The organism is Bacillus proteolyticus (assembly GCF_001884065.1).
In the GTDB taxonomy this organism is placed as follows: domain Bacteria; phylum Bacillota; class Bacilli; order Bacillales; family Bacillaceae_G; genus Bacillus_A; species Bacillus_A proteolyticus.
In genome coordinates this window covers 17617-43221 of sequence record NZ_MACH01000087.1, presented here as the reverse complement: position 1 = coordinate 43221, position 25605 = coordinate 17617, and the positions used below count along the sequence as shown (strand labels likewise).

The 25605-nt window shown below is 34.6% G+C and carries 23 protein-coding genes and 1 pseudogene; 17 read left to right on the top strand and 7 right to left on the bottom strand.

Annotated features, from left to right (window positions below; all coding sequences use genetic code 11):
- Positions 1-226: 226 nt before the first annotated feature.
- From BAQ49_RS14230 to BAQ49_RS14215, 4 genes are all read right to left on the bottom strand, one after another.
- Positions 227-724 (bottom strand): hypothetical protein, encoded by a 498-nt coding sequence (locus tag BAQ49_RS14230; protein ID WP_071745842.1) that lies wholly within the window; start codon positions 722-724, stop codon positions 227-229.
- A 90-nt stretch (positions 725-814) separates the two neighbouring features.
- Entirely contained in the window at positions 815-1072 is a 258-nt protein-coding gene (locus BAQ49_RS14225; RefSeq protein WP_071745841.1) for a hypothetical protein, read from the bottom strand.
- A gap of 60 nt (positions 1073-1132) precedes the next feature.
- The gene (locus tag BAQ49_RS14220) at positions 1133-1576 is read right to left on the bottom strand and encodes a DUF7018 domain-containing (lipo)protein (RefSeq protein WP_425266543.1); all 444 of its coding nucleotides are present in this window, start codon (positions 1574-1576) and stop codon (positions 1133-1135) included.
- A gap of 254 nt (positions 1577-1830) precedes the next feature.
- Positions 1831-2664: a cytosolic protein gene (locus BAQ49_RS14215; RefSeq protein ID WP_071745839.1), complete on the bottom strand. Its 834-nt coding sequence runs from the start codon at positions 2662-2664 to the stop codon at positions 1831-1833.
- A gap of 311 nt (positions 2665-2975) precedes the next feature.
- On the opposite strand from BAQ49_RS14215, the pseudogene BAQ49_RS14210 reads away from it, so the two are divergent.
- The 9 genes and pseudogenes from BAQ49_RS14210 to BAQ49_RS14170 form a co-directional block, all read left to right on the top strand.
- Positions 2976-3539, top strand: a pseudogene (locus BAQ49_RS14210) (MFS transporter); the annotation flags it as partial.
- A 63-nt stretch (positions 3540-3602) separates the two neighbouring features.
- Entirely contained in the window at positions 3603-4160 is a 558-nt protein-coding gene (locus BAQ49_RS14205) for a YdcF family protein (protein WP_071745838.1), read from the top strand.
- Between the two features lie 102 nt (positions 4161-4262).
- Complete coding sequence (locus BAQ49_RS14200) at positions 4263-5210, top strand: ABC transporter ATP-binding protein (protein ID WP_083596022.1); 948 nt, start codon at positions 4263-4265, stop codon at positions 5208-5210.
- Positions 5211-5213: 3 nt separating this feature from the next.
- Entirely contained in the window at positions 5214-6725 is a 1512-nt protein-coding gene (locus BAQ49_RS14195) for an ABC transporter permease/substrate-binding protein (protein WP_071745836.1), read from the top strand.
- 213 nt (positions 6726-6938) lie between these two features.
- Positions 6939-8366 (top strand): arginine-ornithine antiporter, encoded by a 1428-nt coding sequence (gene arcD, locus BAQ49_RS14190; protein WP_071745890.1) that lies wholly within the window; start codon positions 6939-6941, stop codon positions 8364-8366.
- Positions 8367-8442: 76 nt separating this feature from the next.
- Positions 8443-8703: a LemA domain protein gene (locus BAQ49_RS14185; RefSeq protein WP_071745835.1), complete on the top strand. Its 261-nt coding sequence runs from the start codon at positions 8443-8445 to the stop codon at positions 8701-8703.
- A 106-nt stretch (positions 8704-8809) separates the two neighbouring features.
- Complete coding sequence (locus BAQ49_RS14180) at positions 8810-10627, top strand: DUF8727 domain-containing protein (protein ID WP_071745834.1); 1818 nt, start codon at positions 8810-8812, stop codon at positions 10625-10627.
- Entirely contained in the window at positions 10617-12467 is a 1851-nt protein-coding gene (locus tag BAQ49_RS14175) for a hypothetical protein (RefSeq protein ID WP_071745833.1), read from the top strand. Before BAQ49_RS14180 ends, BAQ49_RS14175 begins: the two co-directional genes overlap by 11 nt.
- 317 nt (positions 12468-12784) lie before the next feature.
- Entirely contained in the window at positions 12785-13381 is a 597-nt protein-coding gene (locus BAQ49_RS14170) for a hypothetical protein (RefSeq protein WP_071745832.1), read from the top strand.
- Between the two features lie 101 nt (positions 13382-13482).
- On the opposite strand, the gene BAQ49_RS14165 is transcribed toward BAQ49_RS14170, so the two are convergent.
- The gene (locus BAQ49_RS14165; RefSeq protein ID WP_071745831.1) at positions 13483-13968 is read right to left on the bottom strand and encodes a chromosome segregation protein; all 486 of its coding nucleotides are present in this window, start codon (positions 13966-13968) and stop codon (positions 13483-13485) included.
- Between the two features lie 363 nt (positions 13969-14331).
- On the opposite strand from BAQ49_RS14165, the gene BAQ49_RS14160 reads away from it, so the two are divergent.
- Positions 14332-15687, top strand: a complete 1356-nt coding sequence (locus tag BAQ49_RS14160) for a hemolysin family protein (protein ID WP_071745830.1) — start codon at positions 14332-14334, stop codon at positions 15685-15687.
- 143 nt (positions 15688-15830) lie between these two features.
- Positions 15831-17255, top strand: coding sequence for an aldehyde dehydrogenase family protein (locus BAQ49_RS14155; protein ID WP_071745829.1), 1425 nt, complete (start codon positions 15831-15833; stop codon positions 17253-17255).
- A gap of 120 nt (positions 17256-17375) precedes the next feature.
- Here the strand turns inward: BAQ49_RS14155 and BAQ49_RS14150 are convergent, their stop codons facing one another.
- On the bottom strand, positions 17376-17768 hold the full coding sequence (locus tag BAQ49_RS14150) for a YueI family protein (protein WP_071745828.1): 393 nt from the start codon (positions 17766-17768) through the stop codon (positions 17376-17378).
- Positions 17769-18006: 238 nt separating this feature from the next.
- Here BAQ49_RS14150 and BAQ49_RS14145 point away from each other — a divergent pair, with 238 nt between their 5' ends.
- On the top strand, positions 18007-19140 hold the full coding sequence (locus BAQ49_RS14145; protein ID WP_083596024.1) for a BA2291 family sporulation histidine kinase: 1134 nt from the start codon (positions 18007-18009) through the stop codon (positions 19138-19140).
- A 33-nt stretch (positions 19141-19173) separates the two neighbouring features.
- Here BAQ49_RS14145 and BAQ49_RS14140 read toward each other — a convergent pair whose 3' ends face one another.
- Positions 19174-19923, bottom strand: a complete 750-nt coding sequence (locus BAQ49_RS14140) for a DUF4397 domain-containing protein (protein ID WP_071745827.1) — start codon at positions 19921-19923, stop codon at positions 19174-19176.
- An 813-nt stretch (positions 19924-20736) separates the two neighbouring features.
- Here BAQ49_RS14140 and BAQ49_RS14135 point away from each other — a divergent pair.
- Genes BAQ49_RS14135 through ablB form a run of 5 tightly spaced genes read left to right on the top strand, consistent with a single transcriptional unit; the run spans position 20737 to position 25569 of the window.
- Entirely contained in the window at positions 20737-22047 is a 1311-nt protein-coding gene (locus BAQ49_RS14135) for an aspartate aminotransferase family protein (protein ID WP_001205875.1), read from the top strand.
- Entirely contained in the window at positions 22044-22742 is a 699-nt protein-coding gene (gene atoD, locus BAQ49_RS14130) for an acetate CoA-transferase subunit alpha (protein ID WP_071745826.1), read from the top strand. Before BAQ49_RS14135 ends, atoD begins: the two co-directional genes overlap by 4 nt.
- On the top strand, positions 22727-23389 hold the full coding sequence (locus tag BAQ49_RS14125) for a CoA transferase subunit B (protein ID WP_071745825.1): 663 nt from the start codon (positions 22727-22729) through the stop codon (positions 23387-23389). The genes atoD and BAQ49_RS14125 overlap by 16 nt, the downstream gene beginning before the upstream one ends.
- Positions 23390-23404: 15 nt before the next feature.
- The gene (locus BAQ49_RS14120; RefSeq protein WP_071745824.1) at positions 23405-24673 is read left to right on the top strand and encodes a peptidase; all 1269 of its coding nucleotides are present in this window, start codon (positions 23405-23407) and stop codon (positions 24671-24673) included.
- Complete coding sequence (ablB, locus tag BAQ49_RS14115) at positions 24670-25569, top strand: putative beta-lysine N-acetyltransferase (protein WP_071745823.1); 900 nt, start codon at positions 24670-24672, stop codon at positions 25567-25569. The genes BAQ49_RS14120 and ablB overlap by 4 nt, the downstream gene beginning before the upstream one ends.
- The last annotated feature ends 36 nt before the right edge of the window (positions 25570-25605 follow it).

Below are 25605 nucleotides of genomic sequence, written 5' to 3'. Positions count from 1 at the left end.
TGTAAATATTTTTATGCTAATAGTATCTCTATTTATTAGATTTAGGTTAAATGAAAACTGGCTCTAAATGAGTCGGTTTTTTATTGTATGATATTTAGAATTTACTTATAGATAATGCTTTAAGTATTGGTTTTATAATTAAACTTATTAAACGGAATCCTTTAAATATAGAGCGTACAACCTTCATGAAGATGCCCCCTAAATTAAATAATATATCAAGTATTTATTATTTCTTTTCTTTAACTTCATATTTTGCTTCAACAAAATTCAATACTTTACCTTTTGGATCATCACCCTCAAATTGAACAGCTGTAACTGTATGTATACCAAGTTTTAATGTATCTTCACTTAAAATAATTGATGTTTGAGTTAATTCTGCGACTTGTAAAGTTTCTTTGAAGATTTTATCAACATAAACAAATGTTTGTTTGTCCCCTTGGAAATTAGCATACTCTATACCAAGATGCACCATTATATCATTATTATTTGCAAACAAAACTGGTGCGTTTCCATTTTTAGAGTTTCCTGCGGGTGTACTAACTGTTATCTTTCCTTCTCCAATTAGTGTTGTTTCTTTAGGGAAGGGATATTTACTTGTTTTTTTAGTACTAGTTTCAGATTTTTCATTTTTTGTGGCTGTGTTCTTTGATTCACTTTTGTTATCTGTGGAAGTACAGCCAGCTAAAAGTCCTAATGCTAATCCTGCTACGATAAATTTCTTCATGTTATTTTTCCTCCTGATGTATATTCTGTTATTGAGTATAACAAATAAATAGATTTGGTAGATTGTTAGTTATAATGAAAATTTGTTTTATTACAAATCAGATATCTTTCTAACTTGTTTTTCCTTCTTCTTAAAATTCTTCTTGTACTGTTTAAATTCTTGTTTATCTACTTTGAATTTCTCTCCAGTAGCAACGTTTTGGACTAAGTATGTTTTAGCAAAAATAGATTTTATCCCAAAATAAAGGGCATAGAGTATAAGTGACCATCCTAAAGTAGGAAGTAATAAAATAAACGCAATAACAATAAACCATATTTCAGCATTTGAATTTATTCTTTTTAGAACCAAACGTTATACTTGATGGGTCTTCCATCTCCTTGATGTGTAATAAGTCCCTTTTATTTTAGCTTACCCATTGCTTCCATTGTTTAATAATGCTTTTTCGTATACATCAGGATATTCACTATGTAAAGATGAAAATACTGGTTTCCACATAGACTCCCCATGTTTAATAACATCCATACCTTCTTGTGCTTTCTCTTTACCCTTGTTTCTATTCTCTACATCGCCTTTTTCGTACAGTTTAATCGAGTCTGCTAGTAAATCTAACCCTTTTCTGATTTCATCTACCCCTGATACGAGGTCTTTGTGACTACTTTCATATTTACTAGGTGCTTGAATCTTATCATATTCATCTAACACATACTCTATACTGTCTATTGAATCCATAATTTGACTTACGTTTGCGCCACCATTAAATGCTGATTTCACTGTACTAGAATAACTATCTAGCTGACTCGTAAAGTCTACTAATAATTCAAACACATAATAAGGATATCTTTCCTCAGAAATCTTTTCCTTCTTATCTTCCTTACTTACTGTTTCTGTCTTAGGTTCAGATGATTTTTCTGATACCCCACAACCAACTAATAATAGAACAGGTAATGCTAATGATACGAGTTTCTTTGCTTTCATTATGTATCCTCCTTTTTAAAAGTGTTGTAATTGATTAACATATGGAACCATAACATAAATTAAATAAATAAAATATGCAAATTTTTCATCCTTACTTTTGGAGTCCCCAATGTTTAGCATTTGGGGCTTTTTTATGCTCCCATGAACTTACTATCAAAGTAAAACTTGTCCATTAAGTTATTTACAATACCGTTGAAATAAGCGAATTTACCATTCTTCATTTTTGTGCCGGACTTAAGTTTCATAACAAACTCTTTAATAGCTTTTAAGCCAATAGTAACCTCTTGGTCCTTATCAAATGCTTTATCACCTGTAGAGAAGTTTGTAACTTTATTGCACTGTCTTACGACCTTCCACAGTTCTTGAATTGTTTTAGATTCACTGTAAAAAGAGCTAACTAAAGAAATAAAACGTTCTGGTACCCAGTGGGCAACAAAATCAGCTTCTTTAATGTTTTCTTCAGGTGTAGCTATATTCTTATTACTATTACGTTTGTTTATATGTTTTATATTTTGTTTTAAGGAAATAGGGGTTGTTTTAATGGTAGGACACTTTGTAGGACTTTTTGTATCTACCTTGTTGGACACTTTTTCCACAATCGGTTGAATGATAATAGCATTTGATGTTTGTAACATATCTTTTGTACGCTTCATTGCTACTTGTTTAACCATCTCTAGATCCACAAGTTTCTTCATTAAACGTTGTACAGTTTTATATGAAACTGCCATCTTTGTAGCAATCCTATTTTTGCATAGGAAACTAACACCTACATATTTACAGCTGTGGTGCTTTAAAATTTCAAGTAATGTAATTAGTTTAGATTGTACGTCAGTACGCTTAATATACATACGGATAATGTCTCTGTATGCATGTACAGCCTTATTTAGTTCTTCCACTTTTGTGAATGATGATAAGTTGTGGAAGGATTCTTTAGTTGCGATAACATCGATACGTTTCTTTTCCATATTAATTGACCCCTTTGTATAAACAAAAAAGCAACAGAATGCCAGATGGTAAGCAAACTGTTGCTAAGGAGCCCTTACGTACTGTAAAATAGTCCGTAAGAGTACAGCAAGTGTTTGCCTATCGTGAGTAGGCGGACGGTATAAGAGTGCTACCAACACTACTTATACACGCTGTGCTTTTTTGTTTTGTGGTAACGTTTTGGTAACAAATGTATAAAACCAAACGACTATTTGTGATTTTTATATTTATAAAAAACGTTGATTTATCAGCTTTTTAGTTGATTTTTAGTACATTTGTTTCTGCAAGTATTTTACTAGCGACTTATATGCCGTTTATCGGTGTCATGATGGCAAATTATTTAATCCCAGTATATATTTCAAATATACTCAAAGCTAGTGCCTCTGTATACGCAATTGAAGGTATGATGTACGGTGTCGGAGCGGTTCTTGCAGGAATAAGTATTCCAATCATGATGAAATATGTCAAAACAGAAGTTTCAATCGTTATGACGATGTTCATTTATGTAATTTCAATTACCGCAATGATTATTGAGCCTTCCATTATGTTATTATATGGACTTGCGATTTTTCATGCGATTGGAAATGCTGGAACGAGAGTGGCGAGAAATGTATTGATGATGGAAGAAATACCAAATGAAGTAATGGGACGTGTGGACAGCTTATTTCGACTAATTGGTACAGGAATTCGAATTGTATTATTAATGTTGTTTACGGCAGGCGTATCTAAAGCAGGGGTGATGATCCCGTTTTACGTACTAAGCTTTATATTGATCCTATCATTAGGGATTGCTTTTTATTATGTAATTTCAAAACGTAAAATGGAAGCAAATGTGTCTAATAAATCCATCGTTTAAAAAACACTTCTTACTCCCTTTCTTTTTCTATATAATAAAAAGAAAGGGAGTGCTAACTTATTTATGAACAAATGGATCTTGCTTATAATCTTATTACTACCTCCGCTATACATCATTTATATGACGTTTCGAATGAATAAAGTTGCTCGTGAAACATTGAGTAACCACTCTCCATACGTTCTTATATTAGGTGCAAAGTTATTTGGAGATAGACCATCCTTATCTCTTCAAAATCGTTTGGATATAGCGTTGGAATATTTACATGCTCACCCTGAGGTGAAAGTAATTGTTTCAGGTGGTCAAGGGGAAGATGAAGATATACCGGAAGCTCACAGTATGAGAAACTATTTAATGGTACATGGTATAGATGAGAATCGTATTTTAATTGAAGACCGCTCTACAAATACGTATGAAAATTTAAAGTTTAGTATGGATTTATATGATGTAAAGCATGCGGTAGTTGTAAGTAATACGTATCATTTATATCGAACGAAAATAATTGCAAAGCGTTTAGGGATAAAGATGGAAGCTTTGGCTGCTGAAACACCGAGGCGCTCTAAGAAAAAAGCGTATGTGCGTGAATATGCTGCAATTATGAAAACATTATTGTTCGACCGTTAGAGCTCAAATGAGAGCTCTTTTTTTGTATAATAAAGCGTATCATTTGAAATGAGTGCTATATTCCATCAAAATAAAGGAAACAACATGAAAGGAGCTGTGTCTGTGATTCAATTTAATCATGTGTCAAAATCGTATGAAGATGGCACAAAAGCAGTGGATTCATTGCATTTAGAAATTAAAAAAGGAGAATTTTTTGTTCTCATTGGTCCGAGTGGTTGTGGGAAAACAACGACAATGAAGATGATTAACCGTTTAATTGAAACGACGGAAGGATCAATTTTAATCGATGGGAAAGATATTCAACAATATAACATAAACGAACTACGTTGGAATATAGGGTACGTGTTGCAGCAGATTGCGCTGTTTCCACATATGACAATTGCTGAAAATATTGCAGTTGTCCCTGAAATGAGGAAATGGACCAAAAAGGAAATAAAAGCACGTGTCGATGACTTGCTACAGATGGTTGGGCTCGATCCAGATGTATATCGTGATCGTATGCCAGATGAATTGTCGGGAGGGCAGAAACAACGTGTTGGTGTCGTACGGGCATTAGCCGCAAACCCGAAAATTGTACTTATGGACGAACCATTTAGTGCGTTAGATCCGTTAAGTAGGGAGCAGCTCCAGAAGGATATTGTACAACTGCAAAAAAAAATCCAAAAAACAATCGTGTTCGTAACGCACGATATGCAAGAGGCTTTATCACTTGGTGATCGTATTTGTGTAATGAAAGAAGGAAAAGTTGTTCAATTAGATACACCAGAAGGTATTATACATAACCCGAAAAATGAGTTTGTTGAGGAGTTCATCGGAAATCGTGGACGACCTTGGTATGAGGGGATGAATATAGAAGATGTATTGCCGCTAGACGATAGTACACGAGTAGAAGGGACTGCTTTATCTTTACATTCTCCTTTACAAGAAGCACTAGTCCGCTTACAAGGTGAAGAGTCAGTGCCAGTTGTAGAAAATGGTCAATATGTTGGAGCGTTAACAAGTCGTCATATTGTCAATTATATTGTTGAACAAATGAAGGGGAGAGGCTAATCAGTGACTGATTTTATTCAAACGTTCCAAGAACGAAAAATGGAATTGCTGAGTGCATTAAGTGAGCATTTACAAATATCGCTTATTTCACTATTTTTTGCAGTAATCATAGCGGTGCCGCTTGGTATTTTATTAACGAGAAAAGAACGAATGGCTGAATTTATAATTGGGACCTCTGCAGTTATGCAGACAGTACCATCACTTGCATTACTCGGACTTTTAATTCCGTTAGTAGGAATCGGAAAACTTCCAGCCATAATCGCATTAGTTGTGTATGCACTATTACCCATTTTACGAAATACATATACAGGAATACGGGAATTAGATGAATCACTTATAGAAGCGGCGAGAGCTATGGGAATGAATAGCTGGAGAAGGTTATGGAAGGTGGAGCTTCCTCTCGCATTGCCAATTATTATGGCGGGTATTCGTACAGCAATGGTATTAATTGTTGGAACGGCTACATTAGCTGCTTTAATAGGCGCAGGTGGGCTTGGTAAACTTATATTACTTGGTATCGATCGAAATGACCATGCGCTTATCATTTTAGGGGCCGTACCAGCCGCGTTACTCGCTTTATTCTTTGATATAGTACTTCGGGCACTCGAGAGCCCAAGACGCTCTTCTAAGCGCGTTATATTGACAATATGTATTGTTGTCGTAATGATTGCTTTGCCATTTCTTTGGAATACACAAAAGAACGACATAGTTATTGCCGGCAAACTTGGATCTGAACCAGAAATTTTAATTCAAATGTACAAGCAACTTATTGAGCAGGATACAGATTTACAAGTGGAATTAAAGCCGGGACTTGGAAAAACAGCATTTGTATTTGAAGCGTTAAAATCAGGTGAAGTAGATATATACCCAGAATTTTCAGGAACAGCTTTATCTACTTTCGTGAAAGAAGAACCGAAAAGTACAAATCGTGATGAAGTATATGAACAAGCTCGCACGGGAATGGAAAAGAAATATAATATGGTTATGTTAAAGCCAATGGAGTATAACAATACATACGCACTAGCTATGCCGAAAAAAATAGCAGATCAAAATAACGTAAATACAATTTCTGATTTAGGAAAAATTGCACAGGAAGCTAAAGTAGGATTTACATTAGAATTTGCTGATCGTGAAGATGGTTATAAAGGAATGCAAAAATTATATAACTATAAGTTTTCAAATGTTAAAACGATGGAACCGAAACTGCGCTATAGTGCAATACAATCGGGGGATGTTAACGTAATTGATGCATATTCAACAGATAGTGAATTGGAGCAATATGGGCTTAAAGTGCTAAAAGATGATAAAGGACTATTCCCACCTTATCAAGGAGCGCCATTATTAAGAAAAGAGACGTTACAAAAATATCCTGAACTTGAAAAAGTATTAAATAAATTATCTGGAAAGATTACAGATGAAGAAATGAGAAAAATGAATTATGAAGTAAACGTAAATGGTAAAAGTAGTGAAGAAGTAGCAAAACAATTTTTACAAAAAGAGAAGTTACTCCATTGATTTTACAAAAAATATACAATTTTATATGTTTGAAATGACCGTTCATTACAAAATGGACGGTTTTTTTGTGCATACTTATACATTTTTTCAAAAAAGTATTCCATTTTTCTTCATTTTCTTTTAGAATAAGTAATGTTTTCCTGAAAAAATATAAGAGAAACGTCTATTAGAGAAAAAGGTGACTTTAATAGTTGAATGAACATAGCACCTAGAATGACAGATGGGGTGGTACAAATAGAAAAGAAGTTAGGATTTTTTCCGTTAATCGCATTAGTAGTTGGAACGATGGTTGGTGGCGGTGTTTTTAGTTTACCGCATGATTTAGCAGTAGGAGCAAATAGTGGTGCAACGATAATTGGTTGGTGTATTACAGCGATGGGAATGATTCCACTTGCGCTCGTATATCAAACGTTAGCAAGACAAAAACCGGAGCTTGAGGGCGGAATTTATAGTTATGCACGAGCTGGTTTCGGTGAATATATTGGTTTTAACAGTGCTTGGGGGTACTGGTTGGCAGGGATTTTAGGAAATGTCGCAACCATTATGTTGTTGTTTAGCACATTAGGTTATTTCTTCCCAATTTTTAAAGGAGGAAATAATGTTGCGTCTATCGTTGGTGCATCCCTTTTATTATGGACACTTCATTTTCTTATCTTATTTGGAATCCGTGAAGCTTCCATTATGAATGTTATCGCAACGATTGGGAAATTAGTTCCGATTTTATTATTTATTGTCGTGATGGTAACAGCGTTTCGCTGGGACACATTTACACATGACTTTTGGGGCGAAGGAACAATCACGGTTTCCTCTGTACTAGGTCAAGTGAAAAATACAATGCTTGTAACTCTTTGGGTGTTCATTGGGGTTGAAGGAGCAGTTGTATTATCAGGAAGAGCTAAAAATAGCAGGGACGTTGGAAAAGCGACAGTACTTGGATTAATTTTAGTAATGTCTATTTATATTTTAATTTCTGTGCTGTCAATGGGAGCTATGACGAGAAATGAGCTTTCGGTTTTAGAAACTCCTTCAATGGGACATGTATTAGAGCATGTTGTTGGACCTTGGGGGGCAGTTGCGATTAACATCGGATTAGTTGCTTCACTTGTAGGTACATTAATTGGCTGGTTTTTACTTGTTTCTGAAATCTCTCACGTAGCAGGAAAAGATGGAGTATTTCCGAAAGTCTTTACGAAAACAAATAAGAAGCAAACGCCGCATATGGCATTATGGATTTCAAATATCGTTGCTCAAATTATATTTATAATCGTCCTGTTTTCACAATCGACATATCAAATTATGTATTTTATTGCGTCAACATCTATATTACTGCCGTACTTATTATCAGCGTTATACCAATTGAAATTAGTCATTACGAAAGAGCTGGAAGTTGCGAGAGTGAAAAATGGTTTGTTAGCTTTAATTGCTTCTGTATATTCTGTATGGCTCATTTACGCAGCTGGTTTAAAGAATTTACTGCTTGTTTCAATCGTATATGGTATTGGGATTCTCGTGTATATGTTTGCAAGAAAAGAAAAAGGGAATCGTTGTTTTGCAGGCAAAGAGCGATATGTGATGTGGGCAATTGTTATCGCAGCTATCACGTCAATTTATATGTTAATGTCAGGAAATATAAAATTGTAAAAGTCCTTTAAATTTAAAGGGCTTTTTTCTTAGTTTAGAGAATATTTAATACATAAGATATTCAGGAGGGATGAAAATGGAAGAAAAAGAACAGTTGACTAGAATTATGGATTTAGCTAGTGATTTAAGGAAAGTATTAGTACAAGAATCTTTTTTTAATCATCATCCTGAACTTCGAGGTGTGATTGAAAATTTAGCGAGTTCTGTAGAGAATTTGGCGAGTCTGCAGCAAAATAAAGATGAAAATGCCGAAGATCGATTACGGTACGTACTTGCTAAAATGAAAATTGCTCATAATGCTATTTTACAAGAAAAAAAAGCATTTCCTTCTCTATAATATACGTTTTAATTTTGAACCTGACGGATGACGTCAGGTTTTTTATTTCTAGTTTTAGATTGTAGTTCATACACTAAGAATAGTATGAAAAAAGAAGGTGACTACGTTGAAATTACATAAAGCTCTTCATCCAAGTTTTATAAAGCGAATGTATTATATGAGGTTTATTGGAACGTTTGCAAAAGCGGAGGGAGAGAAGAATGGAGAAAATTTCTTTGTACAATGCCTTTCTCCATTACCCTTAACTTTACAAGAGTTATTTCCGGCTGGAAAATATTTATTTGAAGGGTTATGCAGTAATAAAAAAAATGAAAAAATCTTTACTGATTTAAAGAAGCGTAAATTAGAAAAGCAATTGGTTATGTTTCGTCTTTATTATGATCGAGGAAATTTATTTTTGGAATTAATATGTACAGAAGAGCCTAGGGAGATAGCATCTTCATATAAATTGATTCCTTCACCAAAGGTCTCGAATTATAAAAAGAGAGCGTCTTTGGAACGGAAGTTAAGCAACGGTTATTTATCATTTCTTATGCCTAAATTACCAAAAGACTTTGAGCCTCCAGAATTATTATGGTATGAAGGAAGACTATATGGGAATTTATCGTTAAAATCATCAATAAGTTCAATTTCATATTTTGAGCAAAGAAAAGAATGCAAATATATTGAAATAAACGATTGGATGAAACATGTAGAAATAGCGGTAGATGATCATTTATATTTTGTAAGTGAGAATGTGTATGAGCAACTAAATAAACGAATTGTTGAAGAAGGTAAGTTAGTTGAAGCAGAGGATATTAAAATGCAAAAGGAGGACTGGGAATGGGATGAGCGTGAATCCTCTTTTTTGCAGTATGTACAAAGTATGGTTCGTAAAAAAGGTCTATATTTGGATGATACAGATATATATAATTTTCACATTAGTGTTAAAACCAATATGTTAACGATTGTTGGCGGTATACCAGGTGTTGGGAAATCACGCTTTGTGCAAGCATATGCAGAAGCGCTCGGCTTACGTTATGGTGAAGAATTAATTTGGATTCCGATTTCACCATCGTATCAAGAACCACATGATATTCTCGGCTACCTTCATCCGAATGGTAATTTTATTGAAAGTGAAACGAAGTTAGTTCGGACATTGCTGCAGGCTAAAGAAAACCCAAATCAATTGTATATAATTGTGTTTGATGAAATGAACATGTCACATATTGAGCATTGGTTTACTCCATTTCTATCCGTTCTTCAACTTGAAAAGCAGAATCGTATTTTGAATTTGTATGAGAAAGTACAAGAAATAGAAAATCAAATTCCGCCTTCAGTGGAAATTGGTGAGAATGTTATTTTCGTAGGCACTGTAAATTTTGATGAAACGACGAAAGAGCTTTCCGATCGATTATTAGATCGAACAAATTTGATTACGTTACAAAAAATTCCGTTTTGCGAGATGAGTATAGAACAAGAGAAAGTAGTTCAGCACCCCCCGCTGAAAGTAACAACGGGAGAATTTCGAATTAATTGGTTTAGGAATAAAGAGATGATTGAAGTGTTTACTGAAGAGGAATTAGAGTTATTGGATAAGTTACATGATGTATTATCATCACACGATATATCAAAAGGAATTTCTTTCCGATGTGCAAACGCAATCGCTACGTATTTGCAAAATATACCGTTCCAAAATAATCAGTCCTATATGATTAGCAGGGAAGAAGGCTTTGACTTGCAAATAAAGCAACGCGTATTAACGAAATTAAGGGGGACAGAAATGACAGTGGGCTCTCTATTTTCTGAAGAAGCAAAAAGGGGGGCGATATTGATACCACTTTTACAGTCTCCGCTTGCAAATCGTGTATCTACATTTGAACATTCTTTAGCTTATATTAGACAAAAGCGTAGAGAACTGGAGCTGTATGGATATGCAAAATGAGGAGCGTTATGAAACAGCAATCGTCGATACGAAAGAAACGCTACCGTTTGTATTGAAGCTAATCATTGGTACTGAGGGGAAAGGCGATTTTATCCTTTTAAATCGCCTTTGTACGTCTACTACAGCACTAGTTCAATGTATTTATAAGGTACAGGAATTAAAACCACTGAAATTGCATTTCCATTATCAAAATCCAATGGATATTACATTCATATGGAATAAAGTATATGAGGGACAAAAGAATATAAAAGAGTCGCAATATGAATTAAATGAAAAAAAACAAAGAGTATTAGTGTATGAACATGGAAAAACTGAATTTTTTTATCCGTGGCGCTGTGGCTTATATCATTTTGAAGTGCGTATAGAAGATAAAACTTATTATGGGGCGTTTCAAGTTGTTCCTAAAAACTTTTTTGATGACCAATTTGAAATGATTCAAGATTATGTGAAGTCAATTTTAAACGAGTTAATTTTAGATAGAGGTTATTACAAGAAAACTTTCTCAGCACTGAGCGATATTGAAGATTCTTCTTATTTGGTATTGTTAAGAAAATTGCCACAAAAAATGAAAAGAATAAAACAAATTTTTAAGAAAGTAGAATCGAATGCGGAATTTGTACACGAATTTAATTGGGAAACGAAAGAGCGGAAGACAACGAGAAAAACTGCCATTATGACAGAAAGAAAGCTTTATGCGAAATATTATAATCGTAAATTTAAGGAGCAAAAAAATAGTATTGAAAATGCATTCCTTAAATTTAAAACAATGCAATTCTATTATTATTTACTTGAAGCAGAAAGTTTTGTACGTAAAACGATTGAAATACTAGAAGGAGAAAAAAAGAAAAAATCAGATGAATTCCAAGCTGTTAAAACAATTATGAAAACGATTGAACGAAATGGATCAGTGACGGACAGAGAAAAACAAAAATATAGAAATATACATTTACTAAAAGAAGCAGATTTACGTAAAAGTTCTGTGAAAATACAAGAATATAAAATATTAGCTCATATCGTACATGAAAGCGTGCAATACTTTCGAAATTTATTGTATTCTCCATTTTGGAGGGGAATTTCTGAAACAGCTAACATTAATTCGCACACTTTATCTATACCACATCAACAATTACTCCATCATTTAGAATTGTTACCGCAGCAAACGGAGCAATCCCCATCTTTATTATTCGTATATAAACCAACGTTTTTAGTGTATGAATATTACGCTTTTTTTATCGTTATTTCTATATTAGAACAAATCGGATTTGAAGATAAGAATCCTATCCGTGAACAAATACAAGAACATTTTTATTTAGACGGATTACAAGATGGAACGACAGTTATCTTGCATAGAGATAATATAAAAGTACACGTCGCATTTAATGATCTAATTGAAACACACCCCCTTATTGCACTTAGTAAAGGAAGTAATTTTTATAATGGAGAGGACACAAAGAAGCCAGATATACGTCTAGATTGTTTTGTAAAGGAAGAAGAGAAGTACGTATATAAATCATCTATAATTATTGAAGTGAAATATAGCCCTATGTATAATATTTTTCAGCCTATTGGTAATACGAAAGCGACGGAGCAAATGTATAAATACTGGTCTATTAAATATGTAGAAGAACAAAGTGGAAAACGAGTTTTTCATCGTAGGGCAATTTATGAAGTGATTTGTGTATATCCAGGGAGTCATATGCATAGTAAAAAAATAGAATCTGGTTGTGGTGTGTTTTTACAATTATATCCGTATAAGACGAAGCAAGGAGAAGAGAAGTTGGCGGGAAAGCACGGAATGATTCAAATTTTTGAAAAATGGTTAAAAAGCAATAAAATGTAAAAGAAATCCTTTTTTATAAAGGATTTCTTTCGGTTAAGAAGAATTATATGCCATAAGGAAAGAAGCATAACATGGGTCGAATTTGAAATGGTAATCATCTTTCATTAGAGAAATTAACTTTCTTTGTATGTACGATTGTATAAGAAAGTAAGAAATGGTACGTGCGGGGGGAACAGAGTGTGAAATAGGAATTTAATTCAATTTGCAGAATATAATAAGACGTAAATATTTTTAGTTGCATACGAAGGTTTGTTCTTATATGATAGTAAGTGAAAGCGTTATCAAAAACAGAGCGGCGATGGGAAAGGCGGGTAAATATGTTCCAGCGTGTTCAAACAAAGGAAGAACATTTTTGGTTCGAGCAACTATGGGGAGATTTTTGTGAAGAAAGAAACTTAATGTTTGTAGAACGTAATTTAAATCCATCACGATTTTTATTAATAGAAGATGAACATCATATCGGTACAGTAGAATGTATTAAGTATACAGTACCTGAACAATCAAATTCGGAGTTTTTCTATCCGTTTTCTAAAAATGATTTAGTGAAAGATTTGAAAAATGTATATGAAATAGGAAAGTTAAGCATTGCGAAAACGTCTCGGGGTAGAGGACATTTCAAAAGGCTGGCAGCGATTTTATTTATGCATGCGTTAGAGACGAAAGCTGAATGGTATATTGCAGCAGTTACAAAAAGAATGTATATGTATTTACTTACACTCGGTTTTCCAATTGAGCCGATAGATAGTCCATTCCAGTTTCATGATACTTTACAAGGTGTACCAGTACGGATTCATGCTCGAAAAGGGGCTACACATTTGTATTCTTTGAAAGAATTCCGTGATATTATTCAAGGGAATGCTCATGCGCAGGCACTTATTGCAGAATACAGTAAAAATATTATGTTAACAAAATAAAAATATATGAATATGTATAATATGAAGAAGGGTATCATGTTACAGCCTTCTTTCTTCATACAAAAAGTAGACCCTTATTCTTGTAATAAGGGTCTACAAGTTTATAGTCCAAATATACTAAAAATCATTTTGCGGCGCTTAGGTTTCTTTTCTCTTTCATATGTTGGTTTTGAATCAGGAGTAATATATATTGGTTCTTCTTTTTTTAAGGCAGCTTCTAGTTTTTGAATTCGCTCTAACATTTCCTCCATTTCACGGCGATGTTGTAAAAGTTGGTATGTAACGACATCATTTGCTTTATCTAGCATTTGTTCTTCCATTCGATCTAGTCTTCTCGTTATTGAATTTAATTGAGCTGCTAATTGCTCAAAATCATTTGATGATGTTGTTTGAGTAGGTTGAATGTTGTGAGGTTGGTCTGCCTGAGAACGATGGTATTCTAACATTTGATCTAAATCACCTTGTGTGAAAATAAAATGACCATATTTATTTTTTTCTATCGTAAGATTTAATTGTTGTGCAATCCGGACAACAGCCTTTGGGCTAACACCTAATTTCTTCGCGATAAATGGTGTTTTATATTCCAAAATAATCCCTCCTATATATATCCTGTTGAATGATTTCTAGTTATGTAGTAAGTTCCCTTCAGGTGTGACAAAAGAAGTGTGGAATCGGCAAAGAAAGTGTTTTTTCACGAAATTGAGCTGTTTAGCATATACGATTTATACAAACTATTTTTATTCATCGAAAAATTTAGATTATTATAGTTTGACGATAATAAGCTAATTAGATTATCATAATTATAAATATCTTTTTTATGTATGCATATAATATATAAAAAGGTGGTTGCTAATGTAGAATTTTATTAGAGTATAAGAATGCTTACTTCACTTGAATAAATTTAAGTAGGAGGTGGCTTCCTTGCTTACACTGTAAGTAAGGAAAAGTATTTGGATATATATAGTATAAGCATAGTGATTGTTTTAATTGCCTTAACGGCATTTTTCGTTGCAGCAGAATTTGCAATTGTTAAAGTGAGGAGTTCACGAATTGACTATTTAATTGCAGAAGGAAATAATCGTGCAATATCTGTCAAAACAGTCATTACAAACTTAGACGAATATTTATCAGCTTGTCAGTTAGGAATAACTGTTACAGCTCTTGGGATTGGGTGGTCTGGTAAACCTGCGCTAAAGCACATGTTTGATGTGTTGTTTGCTAATTGGAATGTCCCCACTCAACTCGCAGATATTCTGGCTATAATTTTAGTGTTTTTGTTTATCACATTTTTTCATGTGGTAGTAGGAGAGTTAGCTCCAAAAACATTGGCGATTCAAAAAGCAGAACAAGTGAGTTTCTTTGTTGTTAAGCCACTCATTTTGTTTTATCGTATTGCATTCCCATTCATTTGGCTTTTAAATGGATCAGCTCGGCTAATTACGAAATTTTTTGGATTGAAACCACCAAAAAAGCATGACGAAGTGCATTCAGAAGAAGAATTGCGGTTGTTGGTTTCAGAAAGTTATAAAAACGGTGAGATTAATCAATCTGAATATAAATATGTAAATAAAATATTTGAATTTGACGATCGTATTGCGAAAGAAATAATGGTACCACGAACAGAAATGAATATTTTAAATAAAGAAATGCCTGCCGAAGAGGCCTTACAAAAAATGTCTCATGAAAAATATACGAGGTATCCGGTAGTTGATGGTGATAAGGACCATGTAATAGGCTTTGTGAATTTTAAAGATATATTTACAGATTTTGTGAAGCATCGAGTTATTAGTGAAAAGACAGTGGAGCAATATATTAGGCCAATTATTCTAGTAATTGAATCTATCCCAATTCATGATCTATTTTTAAAAATGCAAAGGGAAAGGACGCATATTGCTATATTAATTGATGAATATGGTGGTACATCAGGTCTTGTAACCGTTGAAGATATTTTAGAAGAGATTGTAGGGGATATTCAAGATGAGTTCGATACTGATGAACAACCGGAAATCCAACAAGTTAGTGAGACGAAAACAATTTTAGAAGGAAAAGTACTTGTTAGTGAAGTGAATGCATTATTAGGTTTGACTATTGACGACGATGATGTCGATACGATCGGCGGCTGGATACTAACGAAAAATATTGAGATCGCCGAAGGAGATACCATTGAAATTGAAAACTATAAGTTTTGTGTGAAGGAATTAGATGGGCACTATATTAAGAGGTTGGAAGTAACGAAACCTTCAGAATCGATTGTTATTGTGGGGGATGAAAAAAAAATTCCGCTCCAAGAACAAATTAGTTCGTAAACTCTGCTTTGTAGCAGAGTTTTTTTGAGCAAAATGTTTTTTGGGGTGTTAGGGCTATGATACAATTACATAAGGCAGACCTTTCACTAGGTGAAATAAATGTAATGTATTATTGTATACATATATTCGGAAGGAGAACCACTATGAAAAAGCATTTATATATAAATGGGGTATGGAAATCAGTAGGGACGTATAAACCATTGTATGCACCATATTCTGAAGAAATGTTAGCGGAGATCGCGCAAGGTACAGAAGATGTTGTAAAAGAAGCGATAGTTTCGGCTAAAAATGCAATGAAAGAAATGAAAAAATTATCTGCATACGATCGCGCAACTATTTTAGAAAAGGTTGCACAAAAAATGGATGAGAGAAGAGAAGAGTTTGCAGTCATTATCGCAAAAGAAGCAGCAAAACCAATTCGTGCTGCACGGGGAGAAGTAGATCGCACTGTTCAAACATATAAGTTTGCAGCTGAAGAAGCGAAGCGAATATATGGTGAGACGTTACCATTAGATGCGGCGCCAGGAGCAGAGGGTCGTATAGCGTATACAATTCGACAACCTATAGGAGTTATTGGTGCTATTACACCGTTTAATTTTCCACTTAATTTAGTAGCACATAAAGTAGGTCCGGCAATTGCGGCTGGAAATACTATAGTGCTAAAGCCAGCCGACCAAACGCCACTTTCGTCATACGCATTGGTGGAATTATTTGAAGAAGCTGGTTTACCAAAGGGAGCTTTCAATATAATTTCTGGACCTGGACCTGTAGTAGGTGAGGCATTAGTGAAAGATGAGAACGTTGCTTGTATTACTTTTACAGGAAGTCCAAAAGTAGGTATTGGAATTAAGCAAAAAGCTGGATTGAAACGAGTGACATTAGAATTAGGATCAAATGCTGCTGTTATCATTGATGAAGACGTTGAATTGACAGATGAAATAATTGAACGTATAAAATGGGGCGCGTTTGTGAATAATGGACAAGTTTGTATTTCTGTACAACGTGTTTTTGTACATGAATGCAAAATAGGTGAATTTATTACAAAATTAACAAAAGCAATGGAAAACGTTGTAGTAGGAGACCCGCTTCATGAAGAAACAGATGTATCAGCACTTATTTCAAAAAAAGATGTAGAACGTGTAAGTTCATGGGTAGAAGAGGCAGTTAAGGCAGGAGCAAATGTTGTATACGGTGGTAACAAACGTGATGCAAGGATCTTTGAACCAACTGTATTAACAAATGTTCCAGAGTATGTATCTGTTCAGTGCCAAGAAGTATTTGGTCCACTCATGACAGTAAATACATTTAAAGAATTTGATGGGGCTATAGAGCAAGTAAATAATTCACGTTACGGTCTACAAGCAGGTGTATTTACAAACAATTTATGTAAAGCAATGCGTGCCATTGATGAATTAGAAGTCGGTGGTGTCATGATTAATGATATTCCAACGTTCAGGGTTGATCATATGCCTTATGGTGGTGTGAAAGAGAGTGGCACAGGTCGTGAAGGAATTAAATATGCAGTAGAAGAAATGACAGAAATGAAATTAGTGTGTATTAAAAAATAAAGTAGATCGAGCTGAAACATCGCAATAAAAAACGAGCAGGAAATGTTTACGATTCCATACTCGTTTTTTATTGTTTGTTTTACGTTTCTCGGAACGATTTCATTTAATCAAGTGTACCTTTTACTTCATTTCTTGTTTGAAAATAGCATCTTCTACATAAATTTGTTCTTTGTCAACAGCAGTGCTATGAGATAGTACTAAACCGATTGGTGTTTCTGTACCTTTATTTTGAACAATTGTAAAAGGAACATTTTTTTCATTTGCTAATTTAATGTATTTTGATAAATGTGGGTAAGCAATGCTACCATTTAGGAATAGTTGTAATGATTGAGAAGAACGCATGCTACCCGTTACTTCTGTATACACATTACTTTGCATTACTTGACCGATTGTTAAAGCGACTTCTACACGCTCACGTAATGTAGTTAAGTACATATTACGTTCTTCTGGTTTGTTTTGCTTTTGGCCATATATGCCTTCTTGGAGATAATCTTCCACATTTTTATTTACCATATTTTTCACACCTTTCAATTCTTATTGTACGCAAGAATTAAAAAGGATGCAAAAAAAAGTAGTTTTGAACAGAAAAATAATTGAAAAATGAGAAAGAAAAAGAGATATATGAATAAAACTTATTTAATAAGAAAGGAAAAATAAATTTTATCAACAGAAATTAACAAAATGTGACAATAATCTATTAACGAAATGTATTTTTTGTGTTAATATTCAAAATATAAAGGGTATTCGTCGTATGGAAATGGAGGGAATGGAGGTTTTTCCAATCGATAAGGATATTAAAGAAGTATTTTGTTCGCACTTGAAAAACAACAAGCACCAATTCGTAGAGAACTGGAAAAACAAAATGATAATTTCCGAAAAAGATCCATTTAAACAAGAAGTAGTTCAAAATGGAGAAGATTTATTAGAGTTAATTATCGAACTTGTTATGGAAGATAAAGATATTAATTATCTTCAACCATTATGTGAGAAAATTGCCATTGAGCGTGCAGGGGCAGATGCGAATATTGGAGATTTTGTCTATAATGCAAATGTGGGGAGAAATGAACTTTTTGAAGCAATGTGCGAATTGGATGTAAGCGCTCGTGAACTGAAACCGATTATGGCCAAAATACATACTTGTTTTGACAAATTAATTTATTATACCGTTTTAAAATACTCAGAAATTATAACGAGAAATTTAGAAGAAAAACAGCAATATATAAACGAAACACATAAAGAAAGGCTTACGATTCTAGGGCAAATGTCGGCTAGTTTTGTCCATGAATTTCGTAATCCGCTAACTTCAATTATGGGATTTGTAAAGTTATTGAAGACAGACCATCCTAATCTATCGTATTTAGATATTATTTCACATGAATTAGATCAATTGAATTTTAGGATTTCACAATTTTTACTTGTGTCGAAAAAAGAAATGTGGAATGAATCTGAACGTTTTTGGCTAAATGACTTGTTTCAAGATATTATACAATTCTTGTATCCAAGTTTAGTAAATGCAAATGTTTTGATTGAAAAAAATTTGCCGTATCCTATTCCACTCATTGGCTACCGGAGTGAAGTGAGACAAGTATTTTTAAATATTTTAATGAATTCAATTGATGCTCTTGAATCGGTGAAAGAAGAGCGGAAAATTGTCATTGATGTATTTGAAGAGGATACCACTATTCGCATTGTTATAAAAAATAATGGGCCTATGATTCCAGCGGAAAGCGTAGAAACCATTTTTGAGCCATTTGTAACTACTAAAAAGCTAGGAACTGGCATTGGACTATTTGTATGTAAACAAATTGTAGAAAAGCATAAAGGATCCATATTGTGTCGTTCGAATAACGACTGGACAGAATTTCAAATTGAGTTTCAAAAGTAAACAGTCTACACCATACGAATGGTGTAGACTGTTTTAATTTGTAAGTATAACGGCCTCTAACTTTGGGTCCTCAGTTGAATAACCTATTATTGAAATTGTGTAAATTGAATTTGGTTCAACGTTGAACTTAGGAATGGTTAATAGTACTTTTTTTGAATCAGCAAGTGAAACTTCAATATCTGCTGTACCAGGGCTAACTTGTAAAAAATCTGTTACTTGTTTAAAGAGTACATTTTCAAATAAATGATCCCCATCTTTCAAATTAACATTTACAACTGGAGTGTCTGGTGAAAAATGTGCAAACCGTATTTTTGCTTGACCAGATGGTAAATGAGTATTATCAAGAATAGGTTGTAATTGGAGGTGATTATCGCTATCCACCGCTGCAAGGGTATAAGTGTGATTCCCCATTATGGGTACTAATGCTGAGAATATTGGAGTTTCGTTTCCAACAGGGACAATATCAATACGGTATTTACCTTGTACTAATGATAAGTAAGGACTTAATTGTTTAAAGGAAATATTTTTAATCACTTTTTGTCCATTTACAATAATATCAACTGCTGGTGTGTGGGGAGCTGTGTGGAAAATTCTCATATGTGACGGCAAAGTCGCTTCTTGTGAATCTCTCTTTTCATATGCTTGTACAAGTTTTGTAATTGCATCATGGTATTTCATATAGAGTTCCACATACTTTTTAGGATTGCTATATTGGTAGTAACGAGCGAGTTGTTCGTAACGTGCAGCTTCTTGTCCGTATTTTTCAATTTCGGATTGAGTCATAAAACATTCCTCCTTCATCATTACAACTATATGCGGAGCTGGAAAGAAGATATGCGAAAAAAACTGTTTTTCTGAAAGGAAAAGTTAAAATAGGGATTTTTTTATTTATAGGCAAACACACATACAAATCGGTAATTGTCCTACATAATTTATAAAGGAAAGGTAGTTTGAGTTTGAAGGAAGGAGAACAATAGGGATGTGGATAATCCCGGGTATGTAGTGTGAATTTAGTTATGGAGGATTTCGTGCTTTAGGCTGTAGTACAAATGTTGGATTTGCACTATAAGTATTTCTATTCCCAATAAGTGAACTGGCTGAAAAAGGTAATATCAGATAAAAGAGCGTCGTGCCGAACTGATTACTGTGGTTAATCGGTTCTTTTTTTTGTTTTAAATAGATGGTACTACTTGTTTAGTAATAGTTACGATAATTGTGGTTATCTATGTAGTGAAGTGAAATGTCGAATTTTGTTTGAAAATATGCAATATAAAGTAGGATATTAGGAAGGAGAATAACGGGAGTTCCGTCGAAGTTTACACAATGTCGGCAATTGAGGGAAGCTGATATTATGTTAAAAAAGCATTTAATTTGTTGTTATCTTAAGTCAAGGAGGGGTGTTTAAGCGTACAGATAAGGGTTGGTCTTCAATTTAAGTTCTGAATTTTCTGTTTTTAAACTAATATTTTGCACTCATTTGTATATTTTATAATAGTTTTTTGATAAATTCACTGCTTTTGCAGAGGGTTCTTTTTTATGAAAGAAACGTCAATTTTCTTCATATATATATACAAATTGGAGAAATGGGGGAGCGCTATGCGCGATTACTTAATTAAACCACTTGTTGGTCAGCCGTATCCAATGATTTCACATGGAAAAGGTGTATATTTGTATGATCAAAACGGAAATAAATATTTTGATGGTTCGTCAGGAGCAATTACGGCAGGTATTGGGCATGGCGTAAAGGAGATTGCAGATGTTATTAAAAAGCAAGCAGAGGAGATTGCTTTCGTATATAGGTCACAGTTTACGAGTGAACCAGCTGAAAAATTAGCGAAGAAGTTAAGTGATTTAAGTGTAGGAGATTTGAACTGGAGCTTTTTTGTAAATAGTGGTACGGAAGCAAATGAAACAGCTATGAAAATCGCAATTCAGCATTTTCAGGAGCGCGGTATTCAAGGGAAACATAAAATTTTGTCACGATGGATGAGCTATCATGGTATTACGATGGGAGCTTTATCTATGTCTGGGCATCCGCTACGTAGACAACGTTTCGTATCTATTTTAGAAGATTATCCAACTATTCCAGCTCCTTACTGTTTCAGATGCCCTGTACAGAAGGTATATCCAACTTGTCAGCTTGCTTGTGCGACTGAACTAGAAAGAGCGATTGACCGAATTGGTGCAGAACATATTGCAGCTTTTATCGCTGAACCGATTATTGGAGCTGCTGGAGGCGCGATTGTCCCGCCGAAAGAATATTATAAAGTAATTAAAGATATTTGTAGTCATTACGATATATTATTTATTGCAGATGAAGTAATGACTGGACTTGGCCGTACTGGTGCATGGTTTGCGATGGAGCACTGGGGTGTAGAACCGGATATTATGACGCTTGGTAAGGGGCTAGGAGCGGGTTATACACCAATGGCAGCGACAGTTGTAAGTGACCGTGTTATGGAGCCGATTTTACGTGGATCACGTTCTGTAATGAGCGGGCATACGCTTAGTGCAAATCCATTGTCTGCAGCAACGGCTTTAGCTGTTATTGAATATATGGAGAAACATAATCTACCTGAAAAAACAGCAGAAAAGGGAGAGTATTTATTAAAAGGTTTACAGAAAGTTCAGCAGCAATCGACAATCATTGCCGATGTACGTGGAAAAGGATTGCTAATTGGAATAGAATTGCAACCGTTTACAAAAGCATCGGAACTTATTTCGGTTGCGGCTAAAAATGGATTGCTCTTATACCAAGCTGTTTCAGGGCAAGCAGGAAAAGAGGATAGTGCACTGCTTGTTGCACCACCAATGACAACTACATATTCCGAGTTAGATGAATTACTTTCAATTTTTGTAAAGAGCGTGGAAGAGATGATGCAAAAAGGAGGGCATAGTATCGCATGACAACTATTACAAATACATTCGGTAAATTAAAAGAAGTAGAGGAAGTAATTTCTTTGTTCCATGATGATATGACATTAATGTTTGGGGGATTTGGAGGGATTGGATCCCCTCCATCTTTAATTCAAGCTGTTTTAGATAAAGGCATTACAAATTTAAATTTAATAGGAAATGATACTGGATTTCCTGATGTAGGAATCGGTCGTCTTGTTACGAATGAAAGGGTTAAATCTTTAGTTACTTCTCATATTGGATCAAACCCAAATGCGGGAAGACAATTAAATGAAGGAAGATTGCAAATTGAATTTTCTCCGCAAGGAACATTAGCAGAGCGTATTCGCGCTGGTGGTGTAGGCCTTGGTGGTATTTTAGTTGATGTTGGTGTTGATACGATTGTAGAAGAAGGAAAACGAACAATTGAAATGAATGGAAAGACATATTTAGTTGAAACAGCTTTAACGGCTGAAGTCGCAATTGTATATGCGAAAAAAGCGGATCCGTTTGGCAATCTGGTATTTGATAAAAGCGCTCGTAATATGAATCCGCACGTAGCTATGGCTGGGGACATAACGATTGTAGAAGCAGAAGAAATTGTTCCACTTGGAAGTTTAGATCCAGAAGAAATTGTCGTCCCGGGTGTATTTGTAAATTATATCGTGCCATCGGAAGGAGTGAATTGGAAATGGGTATGGGCGTAGAAGTGAGAGATAAGATTGCAAGACGTGCAGCGAGAGAAATTCAAAATGGCATGATTGTAAATTTAGGTATAGGAATTCCATCGCTTGTACCGAATCATTTGCCAGAAGATATGAGTGTTATGTTTCACGCAGAAAACGGTATTGTTGGTATGGGACCAACGCCAAGTAAAGGGAATGAAGATGAGAATTTATGTAATGCAGCGGGTTTACCTACATCTCTTATTACAGGAGCAAGTTATTTCGATAGCTGCATGGCGTTTGGAATGATTCGAAAAGGATTACTTGATGTTACGATACTTGGTTCGTTACAAGTAAGTGGAAATGGTGATTTAGCAAACTGGATTGTACCAGGAAAACGCGTTCCAGGTATTGGAGGAGCGATGGATTTAGCGCAAAAAGCGAAGCGAGTCGTTGTTGTGATGAATCATGTTGATAAATACGGAAATGCAAAGATTGTTTCGGAATGTACATTGCCATTAACTTCGAAAAAATGTGTAGATTTAATTATTACAGACATGGCTGTAATGGAAGTGACTCCAAGTGGACTTGTCTTACAAGAATTAATGAGTCCGTACACTGTAGAAGATGTAAAACGACATACGACGGCTGATTTTCAAATAAGCTCAAATTTACTAGTAATTGAATGAGGGGAGCTGTAATATATGGAGCAATTAAAAAAACAAGTTTGTGATTATATTGAGCGTAATGAAGAAGAGAGCGTAAAATTTTTAACACGATTAATTCAAGAAAAGAGTGTATCTGGTGATGAAAGTGGTGCGCAGGCAATTGTTATTGAAAAGTTGCGTGAGTTAGGTCTAGACCTCGACATTTGGGAGCCTGCTTTTAATGAAATAAAAGATCACCCTTATTTCGTATCACCTCGTACAAGCTTTACAGATAGCCCGAACATTGTAGCGACTTTAAAAGGAAGTGGCGAAGGGAAATCTATGATTTTAAATGGCCATATTGATGTCGTGCCAGAAGGGGATGTAAATCAGTGGGACCATCATCCGTATAGTGGAGAGAAAATAGGAAACCGCATATATGGACGTGGAACAACAGATATGAAAGGCGGCAATGTCTCACTTATGCTTGCGATGGAAGCGATTATTGAATGTGGTATTGAACTAAAAGGTGATATACATTTTCAAAGTGTAATAGAAGAAGAGAGCGGTGGGGCAGGAACATTAGCAGCTATTTTACGAGGGTATAAGGCAGATGGCGTTATTATTCCTGAGCCGACGAATATGAAATTTTTTCCGAAACAACAAGGGTCAATGTGGTTTCGTCTACATATAAAAGGCAAAGCAGCACACGGTGGTACACGTTATGAAGGAGTAAGTGCTATAGAAAAAAGTATGTTTGTTGTAGATCATTTGAGAAAATTAGAAGAGAAGAGAAATAGTCGAATTACAGATCCATTATTTAAGGGGATTCCGATTCCGATTCCAATTAACGTTGGGAAAATTGAAGGAGGAAGCTGGCCAAGTTCTGTTCCCGATTCATTAATTTTAGAAGGAAGATGTGGTATTGCGCCGAATGAGACTATAGAGGCAGCAAAAGAAGAGTTTGAAGGCTGGATTGGTGAATTAAAAGAAGTGGATAGTTGGTTTGTAAAAAATCCTGTAGAAGTAGTATGGTTTGGAGCGAGATGGGTTCCTGGTGAACTAGAAGAAAATCATCCGCTTATTACAACGCTTGGGCATAATTTTGTTGAAATTGAAGGGAACGAACCGATTATAGAAGCATCGCCATGGGGAACAGATGGAGGTTTGTTCACACAAATCGCTAACGTACCAACGATAGTATTTGGTCCAGGAGAGACGAAAGTAGCACATTATCCAAACGAATATATAGAAGTTGATAAAATGATTGCTGCCGCGAAAATAATTGCATGTACATTACTAGATTGGTGTGAGGTGAAGAAATGAAATACTATGAATCTTTTAGTGAACAGACAAAGTATTACACAGTAGAAGGGGTATTAGACTATTTTAATAAACGTGTTAGAGTTGATCACTATACAGGAAATGTTGAACGCATTATACAAACAATCGATAAATTAGCAGAGAAACATTCTTTCACTAAATGTATTATTAAAGGAAAGGGAGAGCATGTTTCGACATGGCTCTCTTTCGGTTTCTTATTGGAAGCAACGATACCTCATTATTTTCAAGGACACGATGCGTACTTCTTCGTGAAATATCATTCCAATGAAAGACGAAATAGTATTCATTGGAATGAGGAAGATAGCATTTTAAGTGGTGTAAAAGCAAAAGAAGTGAAAGAAAAAATAGTCCCAGAGGAGTTTGTGTTAAGAAAAGCGACAGAAGAAGACGCGGAAGAATTAGCAATTGTCTTCGGGAAAGTATTTGAAGTTTATCCGACACCTTTAAATGAAGCGAGTTATGTAAAGCAGACGATGAAGGAAGACGATACAATTTACTATGTTTATGAATTCAAAGGGAAAATTATTAGTACAGCATCTGCTGAAATGAATGTGAAAGAAGGTAATGCAGAATTAACGAATTGTGCTACATTACCTGAATATCGAAAACATGGTTTTATGAAAAGTTTGCTAATTAAGTTAGAGGAAGAACTTCAAGAAAGATCTATTTTTTGTTCCTATACAATTGCTCGTTCGCTATCTTTCGGTATGAATGCAGCCTTTCATCAATTAGGCTATACATATACGGGAAGGCTCGCGAATAATTGCTACATTTTTGATAAGTTGGAAGATATGAATATATGGGTGAAAGATTTATCAAGCTATTCGAAATCAGTAAGACTCCCGCTCCAAAATTCGGCTGTAAAGCAAAGCAGTTAGGTGGGAGTCGGGATAATAATCAGTGGGGATGAATAA

Bases quoted from the DNA above. Each gene is read 5' to 3' on its own strand.
- BAQ49_RS14205 (WP_071745838.1), top strand. From the start codon at position 3,603: ATGAACAAATGGATCTTGCTTATAATCTTATTACTACCTCCGCTATAC.
- BAQ49_RS14185 (WP_071745835.1), top strand. From the start codon at position 8,443: ATGGAAGAAAAAGAACAGTTGACTAGAATTATGGATTTAGCTAGTGAT.
- BAQ49_RS14125 (WP_071745825.1), top strand. From the start codon at position 22,727: ATGGGTATGGGCGTAGAAGTGAGAGATAAGATTGCAAGACGTGCAGCG.
- BAQ49_RS14230 (WP_071745842.1), bottom strand. From the start codon at position 724: ATGAAGAAATTTATCGTAGCAGGATTAGCATTAGGACTTTTAGCTGGC.
- BAQ49_RS14170 (WP_071745832.1), top strand. From the start codon at position 12,785: ATGTTCCAGCGTGTTCAAACAAAGGAAGAACATTTTTGGTTCGAGCAA.
- BAQ49_RS14140 (WP_071745827.1), bottom strand. From the start codon at position 19,923: ATGACTCAATCCGAAATTGAAAAATACGGACAAGAAGCTGCACGTTAC.
- atoD (WP_071745826.1), top strand. From the start codon at position 22,044: ATGACAACTATTACAAATACATTCGGTAAATTAAAAGAAGTAGAGGAA.
- ablB (WP_071745823.1), top strand. From the start codon at position 24,670: ATGAAATACTATGAATCTTTTAGTGAACAGACAAAGTATTACACAGTA.
- BAQ49_RS14215 (WP_071745839.1), bottom strand. From the start codon at position 2,664: ATGGAAAAGAAACGTATCGATGTTATCGCAACTAAAGAATCCTTCCAC.
- BAQ49_RS14155 (WP_071745829.1), top strand. From the start codon at position 15,831: ATGAAAAAGCATTTATATATAAATGGGGTATGGAAATCAGTAGGGACG.
- BAQ49_RS14135 (WP_001205875.1), top strand. From the start codon at position 20,737: ATGCGCGATTACTTAATTAAACCACTTGTTGGTCAGCCGTATCCAATG.
- BAQ49_RS14175 (WP_071745833.1), top strand. From the start codon at position 10,617: ATGCAAAATGAGGAGCGTTATGAAACAGCAATCGTCGATACGAAAGAA.
- arcD (WP_071745890.1), top strand. From the start codon at position 6,939: ATGACAGATGGGGTGGTACAAATAGAAAAGAAGTTAGGATTTTTTCCG.
- BAQ49_RS14145 (WP_083596024.1), top strand. From the start codon at position 18,007: ATGGAAATGGAGGGAATGGAGGTTTTTCCAATCGATAAGGATATTAAA.
- BAQ49_RS14120 (WP_071745824.1), top strand. From the start codon at position 23,405: ATGGAGCAATTAAAAAAACAAGTTTGTGATTATATTGAGCGTAATGAA.
- BAQ49_RS14150 (WP_071745828.1), bottom strand. From the start codon at position 17,768: ATGGTAAATAAAAATGTGGAAGATTATCTCCAAGAAGGCATATATGGC.